This is a genomic window from Rubrivirga aquatilis (assembly GCF_046845665.1).
Lineage (GTDB): Bacteria > Bacteroidota > Rhodothermia > Rhodothermales > Rubricoccaceae > Rubrivirga.
Genome location: NZ_CP177355.1, coordinates 1688088 through 1701557, shown reverse-complemented (window position 1 = coordinate 1701557; position 13470 = coordinate 1688088). Strand labels below are relative to the sequence as shown.

At 72.8% G+C, this 13470-nt stretch carries 12 protein-coding genes; 6 read left to right on the top strand and 6 right to left on the bottom strand.

Annotated elements, in window-relative coordinates:
* Window positions 1-16 precede the first annotated feature (16 nt).
* Window positions 17-1270 (top strand): hypothetical protein, encoded by a 1254-nt coding sequence (locus tag ACLII4_RS07415; protein ID WP_412070264.1) that lies wholly within the window; start codon window positions 17-19, stop codon window positions 1268-1270.
* A 92-nt stretch (window positions 1271-1362) separates the two neighbouring features.
* On the opposite strand, the gene ACLII4_RS07410 is transcribed toward ACLII4_RS07415, so the two are convergent.
* On the bottom strand, window positions 1363-1731 hold the full coding sequence (locus ACLII4_RS07410) for a carboxymuconolactone decarboxylase family protein (RefSeq protein WP_412070263.1): 369 nt from the start codon (window positions 1729-1731) through the stop codon (window positions 1363-1365).
* Here ACLII4_RS07410 and ACLII4_RS07405 point away from each other — a divergent pair.
* From ACLII4_RS07405 to ACLII4_RS07395, 3 genes are all read left to right on the top strand, one after another.
* On the top strand, window positions 1730-2311 hold the full coding sequence (locus ACLII4_RS07405) for a 5-formyltetrahydrofolate cyclo-ligase (RefSeq protein WP_412070262.1): 582 nt from the start codon (window positions 1730-1732) through the stop codon (window positions 2309-2311). The genes ACLII4_RS07410 and ACLII4_RS07405 overlap by 2 nt on opposite strands.
* A gap of 225 nt (window positions 2312-2536) precedes the next feature.
* On the top strand, window positions 2537-3340 hold the full coding sequence (locus ACLII4_RS07400) for a PspC domain-containing protein (protein WP_412070261.1): 804 nt from the start codon (window positions 2537-2539) through the stop codon (window positions 3338-3340).
* 101 nt (window positions 3341-3441) lie between these two features.
* A complete protein-coding gene (locus tag ACLII4_RS07395) occupies window positions 3442-5073 on the top strand; it encodes a hypothetical protein (protein ID WP_412070260.1) in 1632 nt (543 codons plus the stop codon).
* Window positions 5074-5231: 158 nt separating this feature from the next.
* On the opposite strand, the gene ACLII4_RS07390 is transcribed toward ACLII4_RS07395, so the two are convergent.
* Window positions 5232-5801 carry a hypothetical protein gene (locus ACLII4_RS07390; protein WP_412070259.1) on the bottom strand — a complete coding sequence of 190 codons (570 nt, stop codon included), beginning with the start codon at window positions 5799-5801 and terminating at the stop codon, window positions 5232-5234.
* Window positions 5802-6109: 308 nt separating this feature from the next.
* Between ACLII4_RS07390 and ACLII4_RS07385 the strand changes: the two genes are divergently transcribed.
* Window positions 6110-7234 (top strand): cytochrome-c peroxidase, encoded by a 1125-nt coding sequence (locus ACLII4_RS07385; RefSeq protein WP_412070258.1) that lies wholly within the window; start codon window positions 6110-6112, stop codon window positions 7232-7234.
* A 184-nt stretch (window positions 7235-7418) separates the two neighbouring features.
* On the opposite strand, the gene ACLII4_RS07380 is transcribed toward ACLII4_RS07385, so the two are convergent.
* Both ACLII4_RS07380 and ribE read right to left on the bottom strand, forming a co-directional pair.
* The gene (locus tag ACLII4_RS07380) at window positions 7419-9713 is read right to left on the bottom strand and encodes a two-component regulator propeller domain-containing protein (RefSeq protein ID WP_412070257.1); all 2295 of its coding nucleotides are present in this window, start codon (window positions 9711-9713) and stop codon (window positions 7419-7421) included.
* Window positions 9714-9760: 47 nt separating this feature from the next.
* Window positions 9761-10228, bottom strand: a complete 468-nt coding sequence (gene ribE, locus ACLII4_RS07375) for a 6,7-dimethyl-8-ribityllumazine synthase (protein ID WP_412070256.1) — start codon at window positions 10226-10228, stop codon at window positions 9761-9763.
* A 166-nt stretch (window positions 10229-10394) separates the two neighbouring features.
* Between ribE and ACLII4_RS07370 the strand changes: the two genes are divergently transcribed.
* Window positions 10395-11051 carry a 1-acyl-sn-glycerol-3-phosphate acyltransferase gene (locus tag ACLII4_RS07370; RefSeq protein WP_412070255.1) on the top strand — a complete coding sequence of 219 codons (657 nt, stop codon included), beginning with the start codon at window positions 10395-10397 and terminating at the stop codon, window positions 11049-11051.
* Window positions 11052-11059: 8 nt separating this feature from the next.
* On the opposite strand, the gene ACLII4_RS07365 is transcribed toward ACLII4_RS07370, so the two are convergent.
* Window positions 11060-12028: a mechanosensitive ion channel family protein gene (locus ACLII4_RS07365; RefSeq protein WP_412070254.1), complete on the bottom strand. Its 969-nt coding sequence runs from the start codon at window positions 12026-12028 to the stop codon at window positions 11060-11062.
* A 3-nt stretch (window positions 12029-12031) separates the two neighbouring features.
* A complete protein-coding gene (locus ACLII4_RS07360; protein ID WP_412070253.1) occupies window positions 12032-13321 on the bottom strand; it encodes a vitamin K epoxide reductase family protein in 1290 nt (429 codons plus the stop codon).
* Window positions 13322-13470: the final 149 nt, after the last annotated feature.

Below are 13470 nucleotides of genomic sequence, written 5' to 3'. Positions count from 1 at the left end.
CGCCGTACCCTTGGGCATGACGACCGATCCCTGGTGGGCCTTCGCCCTCGACCCCGACACCCGCGCCGATCTGGACGCGAACCGCCTGCGCGACGCCGACGGCACGCCGCTCGTCAACCCGCCCGGCCCGGACGGGCGGCTGGGGCTGGACTACGCGAGCTACCTCGGCCTCGGGGACCTGCTGGCGGCCGGGACCCCGGCGTCGTCGGTGCCCGACGAGCGGGCGTTCGTGATCGTCCACCAGCTGTGCGAGGTCGTCTTCAAGCAGATGACGTTCGACCTGGCCGTCGTGGCCGCGACGCTCGACCGCGTCCGCGCGATGCCCCAGACGGACCGCGTGGCGCTGGCGCTCGCCGAGGGCGAGATCGACGACGCCGAGAGCCGGGCCGCGGCGGTGTGGCGGCCGGCGATCACGGCCTCGAACCGGCTCCGGCACGCGGCGCGGCGGCTGCTCCCCCCGATCATGGAGTTGATGGGCCGCAACGGCGAGGACGACGTGCTGTTCTCGCGCTTGGAGTTCGCGCTGTTCCGCGAGCACCTGGTCCCGTCGTCGGGCTTCCAGGCGGCGCACCTCCGGCTGATCCAGCGGGCGCTCGGGAAGGGGCCGCTCCTCGACCTGCGCGTCTTCCCCGGCGACACGTTCAGCCGCCACTACACCGGCTCGCCGTGCGGGCACGTGGCGCTGGCGGACCCGGTCGTGCTCAGGGGCGGTGCCGAGATGGCGTCGCCGTCGCCGGGCTCGCCCGCCAGTGGGGCCGCCCGCCTGGACGCCGCCGCGCACGAGCTGCTGGCGTCGCTGCCCCAGTTGGGAGCGGACCTCCCCCCTCCCCCGGCCGTCCGCCGCATCCACGCCGAGGACGTCGACCGGGCCGTCAGTCGGTTCCGGGCGACGCTGGGGCTGGCGGCGGGCGCGAGCGGGACCGAGCCGGCCGCCGTCGAGGCGTTCCGGTCGGATCTGGAGGCGGCCGCGAGCGCGGAGAACGCGCGGCGCGACGGGATGGAGGCGGCGCGCGCGGGGGCGTACTACCTGCAGGCGCGAGCGCCGAAGTCCGCCCTCGCCCACGTTCTGGAACGGGTCGTGGCGACGGACGACGCCCTCCACGCCTCCTCCGACGGCAGCTTCCTGACGGTCCACCGCCGGACGGTGCGCCGCCACGTCGACGACGGCTCGGGCACGGGCGGCGGCGGGATGCCGTACCTCGTCACGAGCCAGCGCTACCTGCTCCCGCTCTTCCCGGCGCTGGTGGCGTGGCAGGACCTGGAGCTGTGAGGGTCGGGGGGACTCGGGACTGGGGATTGGGGGCCAGGGAAAAGCCTCCCGTTCCCCAGCACCACGGCCACCAAGCTGGCCCTCCCTCTGCCTTATTCCCCGTTCCCCGTCCCCCGCGCCCTCAACAGGTCCATCGTCTCGACGGCGTGGCGGAGGTGCGGGATGACGATGCTGCCGCCGACGACGAGGGCCACGTTCATGGCGTCCATCATCTCGTCGTCGGAGTACCCGGCGGCGGCGCACTGCTCGATGTGGTAGTCGATGCAGTCGTTGCAGCGCAAGACGGCAGACGCGACGAGGCCGAGGAGCTCCTTGGTGCGGCCGTCGAGCGCGCCGTCGCGATACGCGGCGGTGTCGAGGTTGAAGAAACGCTTGACGCCGAGGTGGGAGCCCTCGTCCAAGATGCGGGCGTTCATCCGGGCGCGGTAGGCGTCGAAGCGGTCGAGGCGGGTCTCGGACATGTCTGAGGCGGGCGTGGCGGCGAAGAAAGCGGCCGCGCGCGAGCGGTTCCGAGCGCTCCGCACCCGCACGCCGTCTCCGCACGCGGCGGCCGTCTCGGCGGCGATCGTCGACCGCGTACGCGCGCTGCCTGAGGTCGAGGCCGCTCGCGTCGTGCACCTGTTCTGGCCGCTCCCCGGCGAGGTCGACCTGCGGGCCCTGGCGGAGGTGCTGGCGGCCGAGGGCCGGACGGTCGCGCTGCCGGTCGTGGTGGGGCGGTCGCTGATGCACCGGCGGTTCGACGGCGCCAGCAGGCTGGTAGCCGGGGCGTTCGGGACGCGAACGCCAGCCGACGACGCGCACGCCGTCGAACCGGGCACCATCGACGTGGTGCTCGTGCCCGGCCTGGCGGCGGGGCGCGACGGGAGCCGGCTCGGCTACGGCGGCGGCTTCTACGATCGGTTCCTGGCCGGGACCCGCGCGCTCCGCGTCGGGGTGGTGCCGTCGGCGGCGCTGGTGGACACCCTGCCGACAGAGCCGCACGACGCACGCCTCGATGTGGTGGTGACGGAGGCGGAGACGGTCCGGGTCGTTCGCCGGTAGGTCGGTGGAGCGGTCCTCTCCCCGTCCCTCCCGGAGGGGAGAGGCCTCACGAGGGGCTCGCACCCGTCTCCCCTCCTGGGTGGAAGGGGAGACAGGAAGGCGGGCGCCGGCATGCGCCAGCGGAGTGGGCGCGCGCGCGCCGTGCCAATCGCCGACCCACACCTCTGCCCCACTGCACCCCTGACGCCCTGGCCCCGTAGATTGCCACCCACCGCTTGCATTCCCATGGCCACCCGTTCCCGCCGCCGGTCCTCCGAGTCTGAAGAGGAGGTCTACGACGACGACTTCGGCTTCGTCTCCGACGACGACATTGCGGCCTTCATGGCCGAGCAGGAGCTCGAGGAGGAGGCCCACGAGGAGAAGGAGGCCGGATTCTGGAACTTGCAGACCGCCTCGGGGATGGGGCTCATCGGGATCGGCGCGCTCTACAGCTTGCAGTTGATGGGGCTGCTGCGGATCGGGAGCGCGGTGCTGGGCCAGCTGGCGGCGGTGCTGCCCATCTTCGCCGCCGTGCTGATCATGCTGACTGGGTTCGGGGTCTTGTCTTGGAGCCCTGCCGCCCGCCGGAACCGCAAGGCGCGCGCGCGCGCCGCCAAGCGTCGCAAGCGTCAGCGCCGCACCCAGAGGACGACCGAGCGCAAGACGGTCGGCCGGAGCGCCCGCACGGACGCCGCCGGGCGCCAAGCCTCGCGCGCCTTCGCCCAGGCCGAGAAGGCGCTCCGCGGCGCCGGCGGCGCCGCCAGCCGGGCCGCCGAGGAAGCCCGGCGGCGCCGCGCCAAGGCTCGGCGCGAGGGCCGCACCAAGCTCATGAAGGACCGCAAGAACAAGAAGATCAGCGGGGTCGCCGCCGGCATGGCCAACTACTTCGGGCTCGACGCGACCGTCGTCCGGATCGGCTGGGTGCTCGCCGCCATCTTCAGCCAGGGCGGCGCCATCATCCCGTACATCATCCTGTCGATGATCCTCAACAACGACGAGACCGGTGGCCGAGACGACGACGACCCCGTCGTGCTGGTGACGGGCGACTGACCCGACGGGGGCGCGGCGAGCGTTGCTCGCCTTCGGGGCATGCCCATCGCCCATCGGGCCCCCACGGAGGCGGGTAGCTTATGGGCCGCCCCCGCTGTCCGATGCTCCGCGCCCTCATCGTTGCCCTGCTCTTGCTGCCCACGTCCGCGCTCGCCCAGCGTGAGGGGCTGCTGGAGGTCGGGAGCCCGCTCTCCGACCTCGTGCGGCGGCAGGCGACGGCCGGACGGCTCCCCCAGGGTGCAGGCGACGCGCTCCCGCTCTCGGCCGGCGAGGCCATCGCCATGGTCGACTCGCTCGCCGCCCATGGGCTGGCCGGACTCTCCCGCGCCGACCGCGAATTGGTGGACCGCTACCGCTCGCGGACGCCCGCCACGCTGTTCGGACGCCGCGTGCCCCTGGGGCTCTTTCGCGACGGCGTCTCGGCGGCCCGAGCCGAGGGCGACGGGTACGCGTTCGAGGCCTCGCCGGTGGTGTCGCTGGTGGCCGGCCCCGCTGCGCGCACGGCGGGCGATGGGCTGGCGTACCGGAGCTCGCGGGGCGCGCGTGCCGCCGGCCACCTGGGGCGGCTCTATTTCGAGACCCGGGCCACGGAGAACCAGCGCGTCCCCCTCGTCTTCGCGCGCGACCCGGCTCGCGCAACCGCTCCGGGCCTGGGCTTCGTGAAACCGCTCGGCGACGACGGCTACGACTATCTCGAGGCGACGGGCGCCGTCGGCTACCGCGACCGCTTTGTCGACGTGCGGCTGGCGCGCGACCGCAACGACTGGGGCGCGGGCACCGGGACGCTCTTCCTGTCCAACCAATCGGCCGCCTACGATCACCTGCGGATCGCCGCCGCCGCCGGGCCCGTCCGCTACACGATGGCCGTCGCGCGGCTGACGACGCCCGACCGCGACCCGCGCGGGAACGACACCGTGCTCCCCTCGAAGTACACCGCCTTCCACCGGTTCTCGGTCGCCCTCGGCCGCGTCCAGTTCGACGCCTTCGAGGCAGTCGTCTTCCACGACGACACGCTCCGCGGCAACCGGCGGGGGCTGGAGCTGGGCTACCTCAACCCCGTCATCTTCTTCCGGCCCGTCGAGAGCGAGCTGGGCTCGGGCGACAACGCCCTCCTCGGCGCGGGCCTCTCGGTCCGAGGCCGTGGTGTGCGGGGCTACAGCCAGTTCATCCTCGACGAGTTTCGTGCCTCCACCTTCTTCGCGGACGCCTGGACCAACAAGTGGGGCCTGCTGGCGGGGGTCCACACGGTCGATCTCGGGCTGGCGGGGCTGGAGACGCGGGCCGAGTACGCCCGGATGCGGCCCTACCTGTGGGGCCACCGGACCGAGTCCAGCGCCTACGTCCACTACGACGACGTGCTGGGGCACCAAGCGGGGCCGAACGCCGAGCGTGCCACGCTCGCGCTCCGCTACCGCCCAGATGTGCAGACGAGCGCGTCGCTGTCCATCGCCCGGACGCGCCGGGGCCGGGACCCCGACGGCGTCTACGTCGGCGCCGACCCGCGCATCTCGTACCTCACGCGCCGCGACGACATCGCCCCGACGTTCGTAGGCGTCCGCCAGACGGGCTGGGACGTGCACGCCGTGCTCAGCCGCGAGCTGCTGCCCCGGCTGGCGATCGACCTCGCCGGCACGTTCCGCTCGCTCGACGACGCCGAGCGCGGGCTGACCCGCAACGGCGCGATCACCGTCGGGCTTCGTTGGGAGATCGCCGCGCTCGGCCTCGGGGAGTAACCCAGGCCGGAGCGCCAGGTGTGGCCCCACGGACGGCCTCCGCACCGTTTCTGAGCGCTCGCGGCACGCGGGCCTCCCCCCTGCCCCGCGTGCTCATCAAAAAACGGGGCCGCCGCAGATCGCGACGGCCCCGCCCGGGGAAGAATGGAGAGCGCTGTCTACTCGCCGGCGGGGGCCCAGGCCGCCTGCGTCGCCGCGACCGCCTGCGGGCCCACCGTCGGGTCGATCGTCTTGTCCTCGTCGGTCAGCTCAGCCGCGACGACCGTGCAGACGACCTCGGACAGCTCGCCGATGGCGGCCGTGAGGTCGCGGAGGTTGCCGATCGCCAGCGCGGCGAGGTCGTCGGCCTTCAGCGCCAGCGCCGTCGTGTAAAGCATGTGGTAGCTGACAGCGGCCAGGCTCGTCGCCGTGTACGTGTCGCGGACCATGCGCGAGACCTTGTCGGTCTGGCGGAGCTGGTCGTAGAACCCGGCGGCGACGCCGAGCGCGCCGAACGCGGCCTCCTTGAGGGCCTCCTTGATGCCACCGCCCTCGGTGCGCTCGTTGTACGCTTCGAGCTCACGGACGTGGCTCTGGAGCTTGCTGCGGAGCGAGGAGAGCGACCGCTGAGCGGCCGGGTACCGTGCGGTGTCGTCCGACTCGAGCTGGCGCTCGACGGCCTCGAGAATGTGCGTCTCGACGGCCGCCATGTCGGTGACGTAGTTGTTCAGAATGGTGGTGCGATCCATGGGAAGAGGGGGAAGAGAGAGGGGGAGCCACTTCCACCGGACTCGTGCGCACGCGTTCCTCTGACACGGCTCGAACCGGGCGGATTCACCCCGTCTGGCGGGTTGTGGGGAATCTCCCGACGGCGGGGCGCCGCCCCAGACGGAGAACCCATCCCGACGATCTCTGGGCCATCGCCGAGCCTCGCTCGCCGTCGGCAGGGTCGCTTCGCGAGCACTGAGGCGGGCAGAGCGGGGGACGGGAAAGCGCACCCGGAGTACACTGTCTCTCGACATCGTAGGCTGATCTCCCCGCTTTCCCGCTGCTCGACATGCCGACTGCGTCGACCTCTTGGTTCCGGCTCGCGTCGCTCGCCGTGTTCTCCCTGGCCGCCGTTGGAGGCACCTTTGCCGCCCGAGTGAGCGGGACGCCGGTCCTGCCCGCGACGCCCTACGACTACGAGAGCGTCGCCCTCCCGGGCTACCTCATGCCGGAGGAAGTCCGGGACTGGGACACCACGCCGGCCGGCAACCCGGTTACCAACGCTGGCGCGACGCTCGGGCGCGTGCTGTTCTACGATGTCCGGCTGTCCCAGAACGAGTCCGTCTCGTGCGCGTCGTGCCACCGCCAGGATCACGGGTTCTCCGACCCCCGCCCCCGGAGCCCCGGGTTCGACGGCGTGCCGACCGCCCGCCACTCGATGGCCCTCGCCCTTGCCCGCTACGACCGGGCCCGCCGCTTTTTCTGGGACGCCCGGGCGCGGACGCTGGAGGACTTGGTCCTACAGCCGATCCAAGACCCCGTCGAGATGGGGATGACGCTGGACGAGTTGACGACTCGGCTGGCGGCGACCGACTTCTACCCCAGCCTGTTCGCCGACGCCTTCGGGACGCCCGAGGTCACGAGCGGCCGCGTGGCCCGCGCGCTGTCCCAGTTTGTCCGCTCCATCGTGGCCACCAACACGCGGTACGACGCCGCGCGCGGCGCCCCGGACGCCCGGTTCGGCCAGCCGCTCGCCGGCCTCACCGACCAGGAGAACCGAGGCCTCGAGCTGTTCTTCGGGCCCGGCCGCTGTGAGCAGTGCCACACGAACGACCTGTTCGTGGGCGGGGCGATCCTGAGCAACGGGCTCGACTCGGTCGTGACCGACCGTGGCGCCGGGCGCGGCCGGTTCCGCGTCGTGACACTCCGAAACATCGCGCTGACAGCCCCCTACATGCACGACGGCCGGTTCGCCACGCTCGAGGAGGTCGTCGACCACTACGACTTGGGGGTCCAGCCCAGCCAGTTCCTCGACCTCCGCCTGCGTGGGCACCGCGGCCGACCGCAGCGCCTGAACTTCAGCGCCGACGACCGGGCCGCACTCGTGGCCTTCCTCCACACGCTCACCGACACCACGCTCGCGATCGACCCGAGGTGGTCGGATCCGTTCTCCGCCCAGACGACGGCCGACTAGACCTGCGCGGACGGAAGGCGGGTCGCCAGCCTGAGCAGCTGTCTGGGGAAGCCGACCCCTCAACGTTGAGTCGTCCCCATGCAGGCGGGGATCCATACGGCGGCGCTCTGATGGCACCCCAGCGGCCCCTCACCCTCTCCCAGTGGGAGAGGGTGAGGGGCCGCTCCATTCCCCAGACCGTCGCTTAACGGATCACCGCGATTTTGCCGACCGTCGTCGACCCGTCCGAGCCGGCCGCGGCGACGAGGTAGACGCCCGACGGGACGGGACGGCCGGAGCCGTCGCGGCCGTCCCAGCGGAACGAGCCGCCCCGGACCTCACCCGAGAACACCACGTCGCCCGCAACGGTCGCCACGCGAACCTGCGAGATAGCCGACGGCAGCCCGCTGACCACCACGCCCTCGGCCGACTCCGCCGGGCGGAACGGCGACGGCGCGGTGACGAGCTCGCTCGACCCGACGACCGGCCGCGTCGCGTCGCCGGGTGCGCTAAAGAGGCCCTCCGCGGTCACGAAGAACACGCGCCCAGTCGAGGGGTCGACCGCGACGCGGAACACTTTGTCGCTCGGCAACGGGCTGTTCGCCGCGTTGACCGTCCGCACCAGCCCGTCGCCGGCGGCATTGAGGAGGTAGGCCCCGCTGGAGGTGCCGACCCAGATCTGGCCCGCCGGGTCGACTTCGAGGTCGAACACCTCGACGTCGCGCAGCAGGTAGTCGCGGCCGTCGGCGATGACGGGCCACTGGGGGAGCGCGAGCGCAGCGTCGGCGGAGAAGGCGGAGCCGGGGGAGAACACGAACGCGATGCCGCGGGCGGTGCCGAGCCAGACCCGGCCCTGGCGGTCGACGACGACGTCGCGCACGTCGGCGTCGGGCAGGCCGGTGCCGCCGCCGGTGACGCCGGAGTAGCGGACCCCACGGTCGTCGGCGCCCGAGCGCGGGTCGGCGCCCGTGTCCCAGGCGCCGAGCCCGTTACCGCCGAGCGCGAGCCACTTCTGGCCAAACGCGTCAATGGCGACGCGGAACGGCTCGGCCGTCGCGGGGATGCCGGGCGGGTACTGGAGGCCTGTCCACTGGCCGTCGGCGAAGACGTGCATCGGGACGCCAGACGAGTTGAGCACCCAGGCCCGGCCGTCGTCGTCGAAGGTCACGTCCCGAACGACGACGAAGCCAGGGTCGCTGAGCGCGTCCTCGAGCGACGAGTTGGCCTGGGTGTAGGTCGTGGGCGTGCCGTCGCGGAAGACACTCAGGCCGCCGCCCGACGAGCCGGCGAAGAACGCGCCGTCCGGCGCGACGGCGGCCGACAGCAGCGACGCGCGAACGATGTCGAGTGACCCGTCATCGGTGCGGTACGAGGTCCACGCACCGCCCTCCAACCGGCTCACGGACGCGTAGCTCGCCGACGCCAGCCGTTCCGTGACGAGCCACAGCACGCCGTCCTCGCCGATGTCCAAGTCGGTGATGGCCGTCGAGAGCGGGCCGGGGGGGGCGATCGTCTCGGGCGTCACGTTGTTCTCGCCGGGCGCGGGCGTCGACGTCAAGCGGAACAGCCCGACGGCCGCGTCGGACGCCCACGGCGCCCCGTCCGGCCCGAGCGCCAGCCCGGACAGCGCGCTCGCGCCCGCGATCCGGTAGAACGACGACGGCCCCGACGGCGGGAGCGCATAGACGAAGCTCGGCGCGAGCGCGTAGAGCACGCCGTCGCCCGGCACGAGATCGACGATCGGGTTGTTGGTGAACAGCCGGCGCTCGAAACCGCTGGCAGTCCGGCGGTAGAGGTCGCGGGCGCCGTCCGGCCCGCCGCCGACGTAGAGGTCGCCGTTGAAGAGGGCCAGGCTGAAAGCGGCGCCGTCGAGCCCGAGCCGGGTCCACGCACCGGGCGCCTGGAGCACGCCGCCGATCCGGGCCGAGTACGCGCCGCCGTCGGTGGCGACGTACAGCCCGTCGCTGCCGTCCGGAAGCGGCGCCGCCAGCACGTCGTTGACCGGCGTGCCCGCTTCCAGGTCGCCGATCCGGGCGTAGGCCTCAATCGTCCGCCCGGCGTCCCCGTCGAACACGACGACGCCAAAGTCGGTCGCGAGGTAGAGGAGGTCGCCGGCCACGACCACGCGGCGGACCCCGCGCGAGGCGTACTGGTCGGCCCGCTGGACGTCGAAGTACGCCGTCACCTCGAAGGTCTGGGCGTCGAGCCGTTCGAGCACGCCGTCCTCGTAGCCGATCCAGACCACGTCGCGGCCAGCGTCGTACGCCAGCGACCCGATGGGCCCGCCGCGCAGGTCGCCGGCCGAGGTCACCGTCGCCAGCTCACCCGTGCCGGTATCGTAGAAGAAGAGGCCCCCAGCCGTGGCCGCCCACAGCCCATCGGGCGTCGAGGTCAGCGCGGTGACCTCGTTGTAGGCCGGGTAGGCTTGCCAGCCCGGCGCCTGGGCGGCGGCGGGGAGCGCGAGAACGACGGCGACGAGGAGCGCGAGGAGCGTCCGCATGGGAGTGCAGAGAAAGTGCGCGTACCGTCGTCGGGGTCGTTGGGGGGCTAGAGCTGGCGGGCGAGGTTGACCATCTCCACGGCGGCGGCGGCGGCCTCGGCCCCCTTGTTGCCGGCCTTGGTACCGGCCCGTTCCCACGCTTGCTCGATCGAGTCGACAGTGAGCACGCCGAACAGGACGGGCACGCCGGTGTCGAGGGCGGCCTGCTGACAGCCGTTCGCGGACCCGCCGGCCACGTAGTCGAAGTGTGCCGTCGCGCCTCGGATGACGGCGCCCAGGCAGATCACAGCGTCGTACGTCCCGGACCCGGCCATTTTGTGGGCGACGAACGGGATCTCGAACGCGCCGGGGCACCACGCCACGTCGACGGCGTCGGGGTCGGCGCCGTGGCGGCCGAGTGCCTCGACGGCGCCCTCGAGCAGCCGCCGGGTGATGGCCTCGTTGAAGCGGCCCGCCACGATCGCGTAGCGCGCGTCGGGGGGCGAGACGAGAGAGCCTTCGAACGTCGTGGACATGGGGAGCGGTCGGTCAGCCGCAAGGTAACGACGGCTGGGGCGGCGTCCGGGCATCTCGGAGGGCCCCGGCGGAAGAGCGGAAGAAGCGATCGGCTGGCGTTGGCGTCAAGCCAGGCCCGGTGCGCCCGCTCTCGCCCGCCCGCTGCGCGTGCCCCTAGTTTTCGAGATGCCCGCTCCGACCGCCCAGCCCCTGCCAACGGCCGCTCTGCTGCCGGACCTGCCCCCGGCCGTGCCTCGGCGGGGCCACCCGCGCTGGCTCCGCGCGCTCGGGCGGTGGGTGTTCACGGCGATGGGCTGGCGCTATGCCGGCGGCTTCGCGGACGTGCCCCGGATGGTGCTCGTCGGCGCACCGCACACGTCGAACTGGGACGGGCTCGTGGGGCTGGCGGCCGCCGCGTGGTGCGACCTCTCGTTCGCCGTCTTCGCCAAGCGCCAGCTGTTCTGGGGCCCGCTCGGCTGGGCGCTGCGCGCGTTCGGCGGCGTCCCCGTCGACCGGTCCGCGCCGGGCGGGCTCGTCGAGCAGGGCGCGTCGCGGCTGCGGGGAGCGGGCCCCGCCATCGTGGCGCTCACGCCCGAGGGCACCCGGAGCGCGGCCCCGCGCTGGAAGTCCGGCTTCCACCGGATCGCCGTCGAGGCCGGCGTCCCCATCGCCGTGGTCGGCCTCGACTGGGGGCGCCGCGAGATCCGGATCTGCGGGACGCTCGTGCCCTCGGGCGACCTCGACGCCGACCTGGGCGCCATCGAGGACCTGCTGGCGGGCGTCGAGGGGCGGCACCCCGACCGCGCGACGGCGCCGACGGCGGGCCGGGCGGTGACGGCCTGAGTCCGACCCTACCGCCCCTCCCCTGTGTCTCCGGGCGCTGGGCCGCCGGTGCCGGGCTTGCCCTCGAGGTCGTTGCGGAAGAGCCGCGAGGTCGGGTACGCGAGGTCGATGTCGTCGCGCTCTGCGAGCCGGTCCAAGATGGCCTCCCACACGTCCTGCTCGCTCCCGCGCACGCGCCGAGGCTCGACGAGGTAGCGAAGCGTGAGCTGGACGCCCTCTCCCACGACCGTCGTGTAGACGACCGGCGTGAGCTTGGAGTAGAAGATGAAGTACTCCCGGGCCGCGCGGCGCAGCGTCCGCTCGGCGTCGTCGGACAGGTGCCCCGCCGTCTCCTGGGCGACCTCCTCCAGCATCGTCTTGGCCGCCCGCCAGTCGCTCTCGAACGTGACGACCACGGCCACCTCGTGCCACACGTAGGCGAACGCGCCGGTGTGGTTGACGACCGAGTCCGAGAAGACCCATCCGTTGGGGACGTGGATGATGCGGCCCGTCGACTGCCCCGCGCCCGTCGCCGTGCCGACCTCCAGGAGCGTGAACTGGAAGACGCGCTGGTCGATCACGTCGCCGGTGTGCTGGCGGATCGAGACGCGGTCGCCGGTCGCGAACGGGCGGCGCCACAGGACGAACGCCCAGCCGGCGAGGTCGACGAGCGGGTCCTTGAGCGCGATCGCCACGCCCGCCGTCAGCAGGCCGAGAAAGGTGCCGAGCCCGCCCGCCTCCGAGATCCAGATCGAGAACAGCCCGACCGTCAGCACGGCCGTCGCGATGTAGGTCGTGACCTTGCGCCAGCGGTAGATCCGGCGCGAGTCGTCAGGCGCCCGCTGGCGGATGGCGCGGAGCGCGAGCTGGCGGACGGCCCAGACCGCGACGATCAGGACGACCGACCAGATCAGGTTCTCGGTTCCTTCAGGCCCCAATTCGACAATGTCGTTGAGCGCGCCGCCGAATCTTTCCGTGATCGCGTTGGCCTGGGCCACGGGCTACTCGGCCTCGGCGATAAACTGGCCGAGGCAGCGCTCGCTGTACGACGCGAACGTCGACTCGACGACGCGGCCGTTGACGGCCAGCTTGGGAACGGAGATGCCGCCGTCCTCCCGAGCGAAGGCGCCGGTCACGGCATCCGCCTGGGCCTGGATGTCGGCAAGGTAGACCTGGAGCTGTGCGTCGTCGTTGAGCGTGGCCTCGAACGCCGCACCGTCCATCCCGACCGCGTTGACCGTGGACACCAGCTCGGGCAACGTCATGCCCCACGTCGCGTTCTGGCGCTCGAACATCTCGTGCATGAGGTCGAAGAACTTGCCCTGCTGCTGGGCCATCTTGAGCGCGACGACCTGGCCGAGCGACTGCTGGCGCAGTGGGTACGGCACGTAGTAGAACTTGGCGCGCTCGCCGTTCTCCGCGATCACGCCGTCGAGCGTCTCCGACAGCGCGCGGCAGTGCGGGCAGTTCGGGTCGAACACCTTGACAATGGTGACCGGCGCGTCGGCGCTGCCGAGGTAGGGGCCCGTGGTGAACGCGGACAGGTCCGCGATCGGCTCGTACTCCGGGTCGTAGGTGCACTCGCCGGTGACGTCCTGAATGCGAGGCGTCGGGACCGTCGGCACGTCGCCGGAGGCCGTCGCGAGCGGGGAGCCGGGGCCGTCGTCCGGCGCGGTGCGGGCGGCGAGGGCGAAGACACCCAGCAACAGGACCACGAACCCGCCCAGTACGGGGAGGTACGGGCGGAACAGGGCGAGGCCGGTCGGCTGGGCGGCGCGGCGGCGGCGCGGGGCGTCGTCGGGCGAGGGGGCGTCGGAGGGCATGCGGCGGTGTTCGAGCACGTGGAGGACGAGGAGGGTCAGGACGAGGGCGGCCGAGGTCATGCACAGCGCGCAGAACGAGCCGATGACGGCGGCCTGGAGGTAGACGAGGTACGTCGTGTACGCAGCGCCCACGCCGACGACGCCGAACGACGCCAGCCGGAGCCGGTCGTCGCGCACTGCGACGTAGGCCAGCCGGAGCCCGGCGATCAGGACGTAGAAGAGCAGCCCCAGCGTCACGTTCGGGATGCCCAGAAAGTCGGCGTACTCGCCCTCGGTGACGGTCGCGCAGCCCGAGCCCTCGCCCGTCGTCGCGGCGCCGGCCGAGAAGTCGACGCCGCCGAGCCCGGTGCAGCCGGCGGCGAACCCGTTGGCCTTCTGGAGGGCGAGGTGGGTGACCACGACGATGCCCAGCAGGGCGACGCCGAGGAGCAGCTTGCGGAGGAGGGAGGTCTGTGCGGGCAAGGCCATGGTCGAAGCGGGGTCGGTGAACGCGAGCGACGGGCGCGTCCGTCTGCGGGCCGAAGCTACGGCGGTGTGAGCCGCGCCTCGCTCTCCTGTGGACGGCCGCCCGATGGAGGCGCCGGCCCCGCTCCCGCCCGCAGGTCCACGCGCGCCAG

Excerpts from the sequence above, each read along its gene's own strand:
- ACLII4_RS07385 (WP_412070258.1), top strand. The coding sequence starts at position 6,110 with ATGCCGACTGCGTCGACCTCTTGGTTCCGGCTCGCGTCGCTCGCCGTG.
- ACLII4_RS07360 (WP_412070253.1), bottom strand. The coding sequence starts at position 13,321 with ATGGCCTTGCCCGCACAGACCTCCCTCCTCCGCAAGCTGCTCCTCGGC.
- ACLII4_RS07400 (WP_412070261.1), top strand. The coding sequence starts at position 2,537 with ATGGCCACCCGTTCCCGCCGCCGGTCCTCCGAGTCTGAAGAGGAGGTC.
- ACLII4_RS07410 (WP_412070263.1), bottom strand. The coding sequence starts at position 1,731 with ATGTCCGAGACCCGCCTCGACCGCTTCGACGCCTACCGCGCCCGGATG.
- ACLII4_RS07380 (WP_412070257.1), bottom strand. The coding sequence starts at position 9,713 with ATGCGGACGCTCCTCGCGCTCCTCGTCGCCGTCGTTCTCGCGCTCCCC.
- ACLII4_RS07390 (WP_412070259.1), bottom strand. The coding sequence starts at position 5,801 with ATGGATCGCACCACCATTCTGAACAACTACGTCACCGACATGGCGGCC.
- ACLII4_RS07370 (WP_412070255.1), top strand. The coding sequence starts at position 10,395 with ATGCCCGCTCCGACCGCCCAGCCCCTGCCAACGGCCGCTCTGCTGCCG.
- ribE (WP_412070256.1), bottom strand. The coding sequence starts at position 10,228 with ATGTCCACGACGTTCGAAGGCTCTCTCGTCTCGCCCCCCGACGCGCGC.
- ACLII4_RS07395 (WP_412070260.1), top strand. The coding sequence starts at position 3,442 with ATGCTCCGCGCCCTCATCGTTGCCCTGCTCTTGCTGCCCACGTCCGCG.
- ACLII4_RS07405 (WP_412070262.1), top strand. The coding sequence starts at position 1,730 with ATGTCTGAGGCGGGCGTGGCGGCGAAGAAAGCGGCCGCGCGCGAGCGG.
- ACLII4_RS07415 (WP_412070264.1), top strand. The coding sequence starts at position 17 with ATGACGACCGATCCCTGGTGGGCCTTCGCCCTCGACCCCGACACCCGC.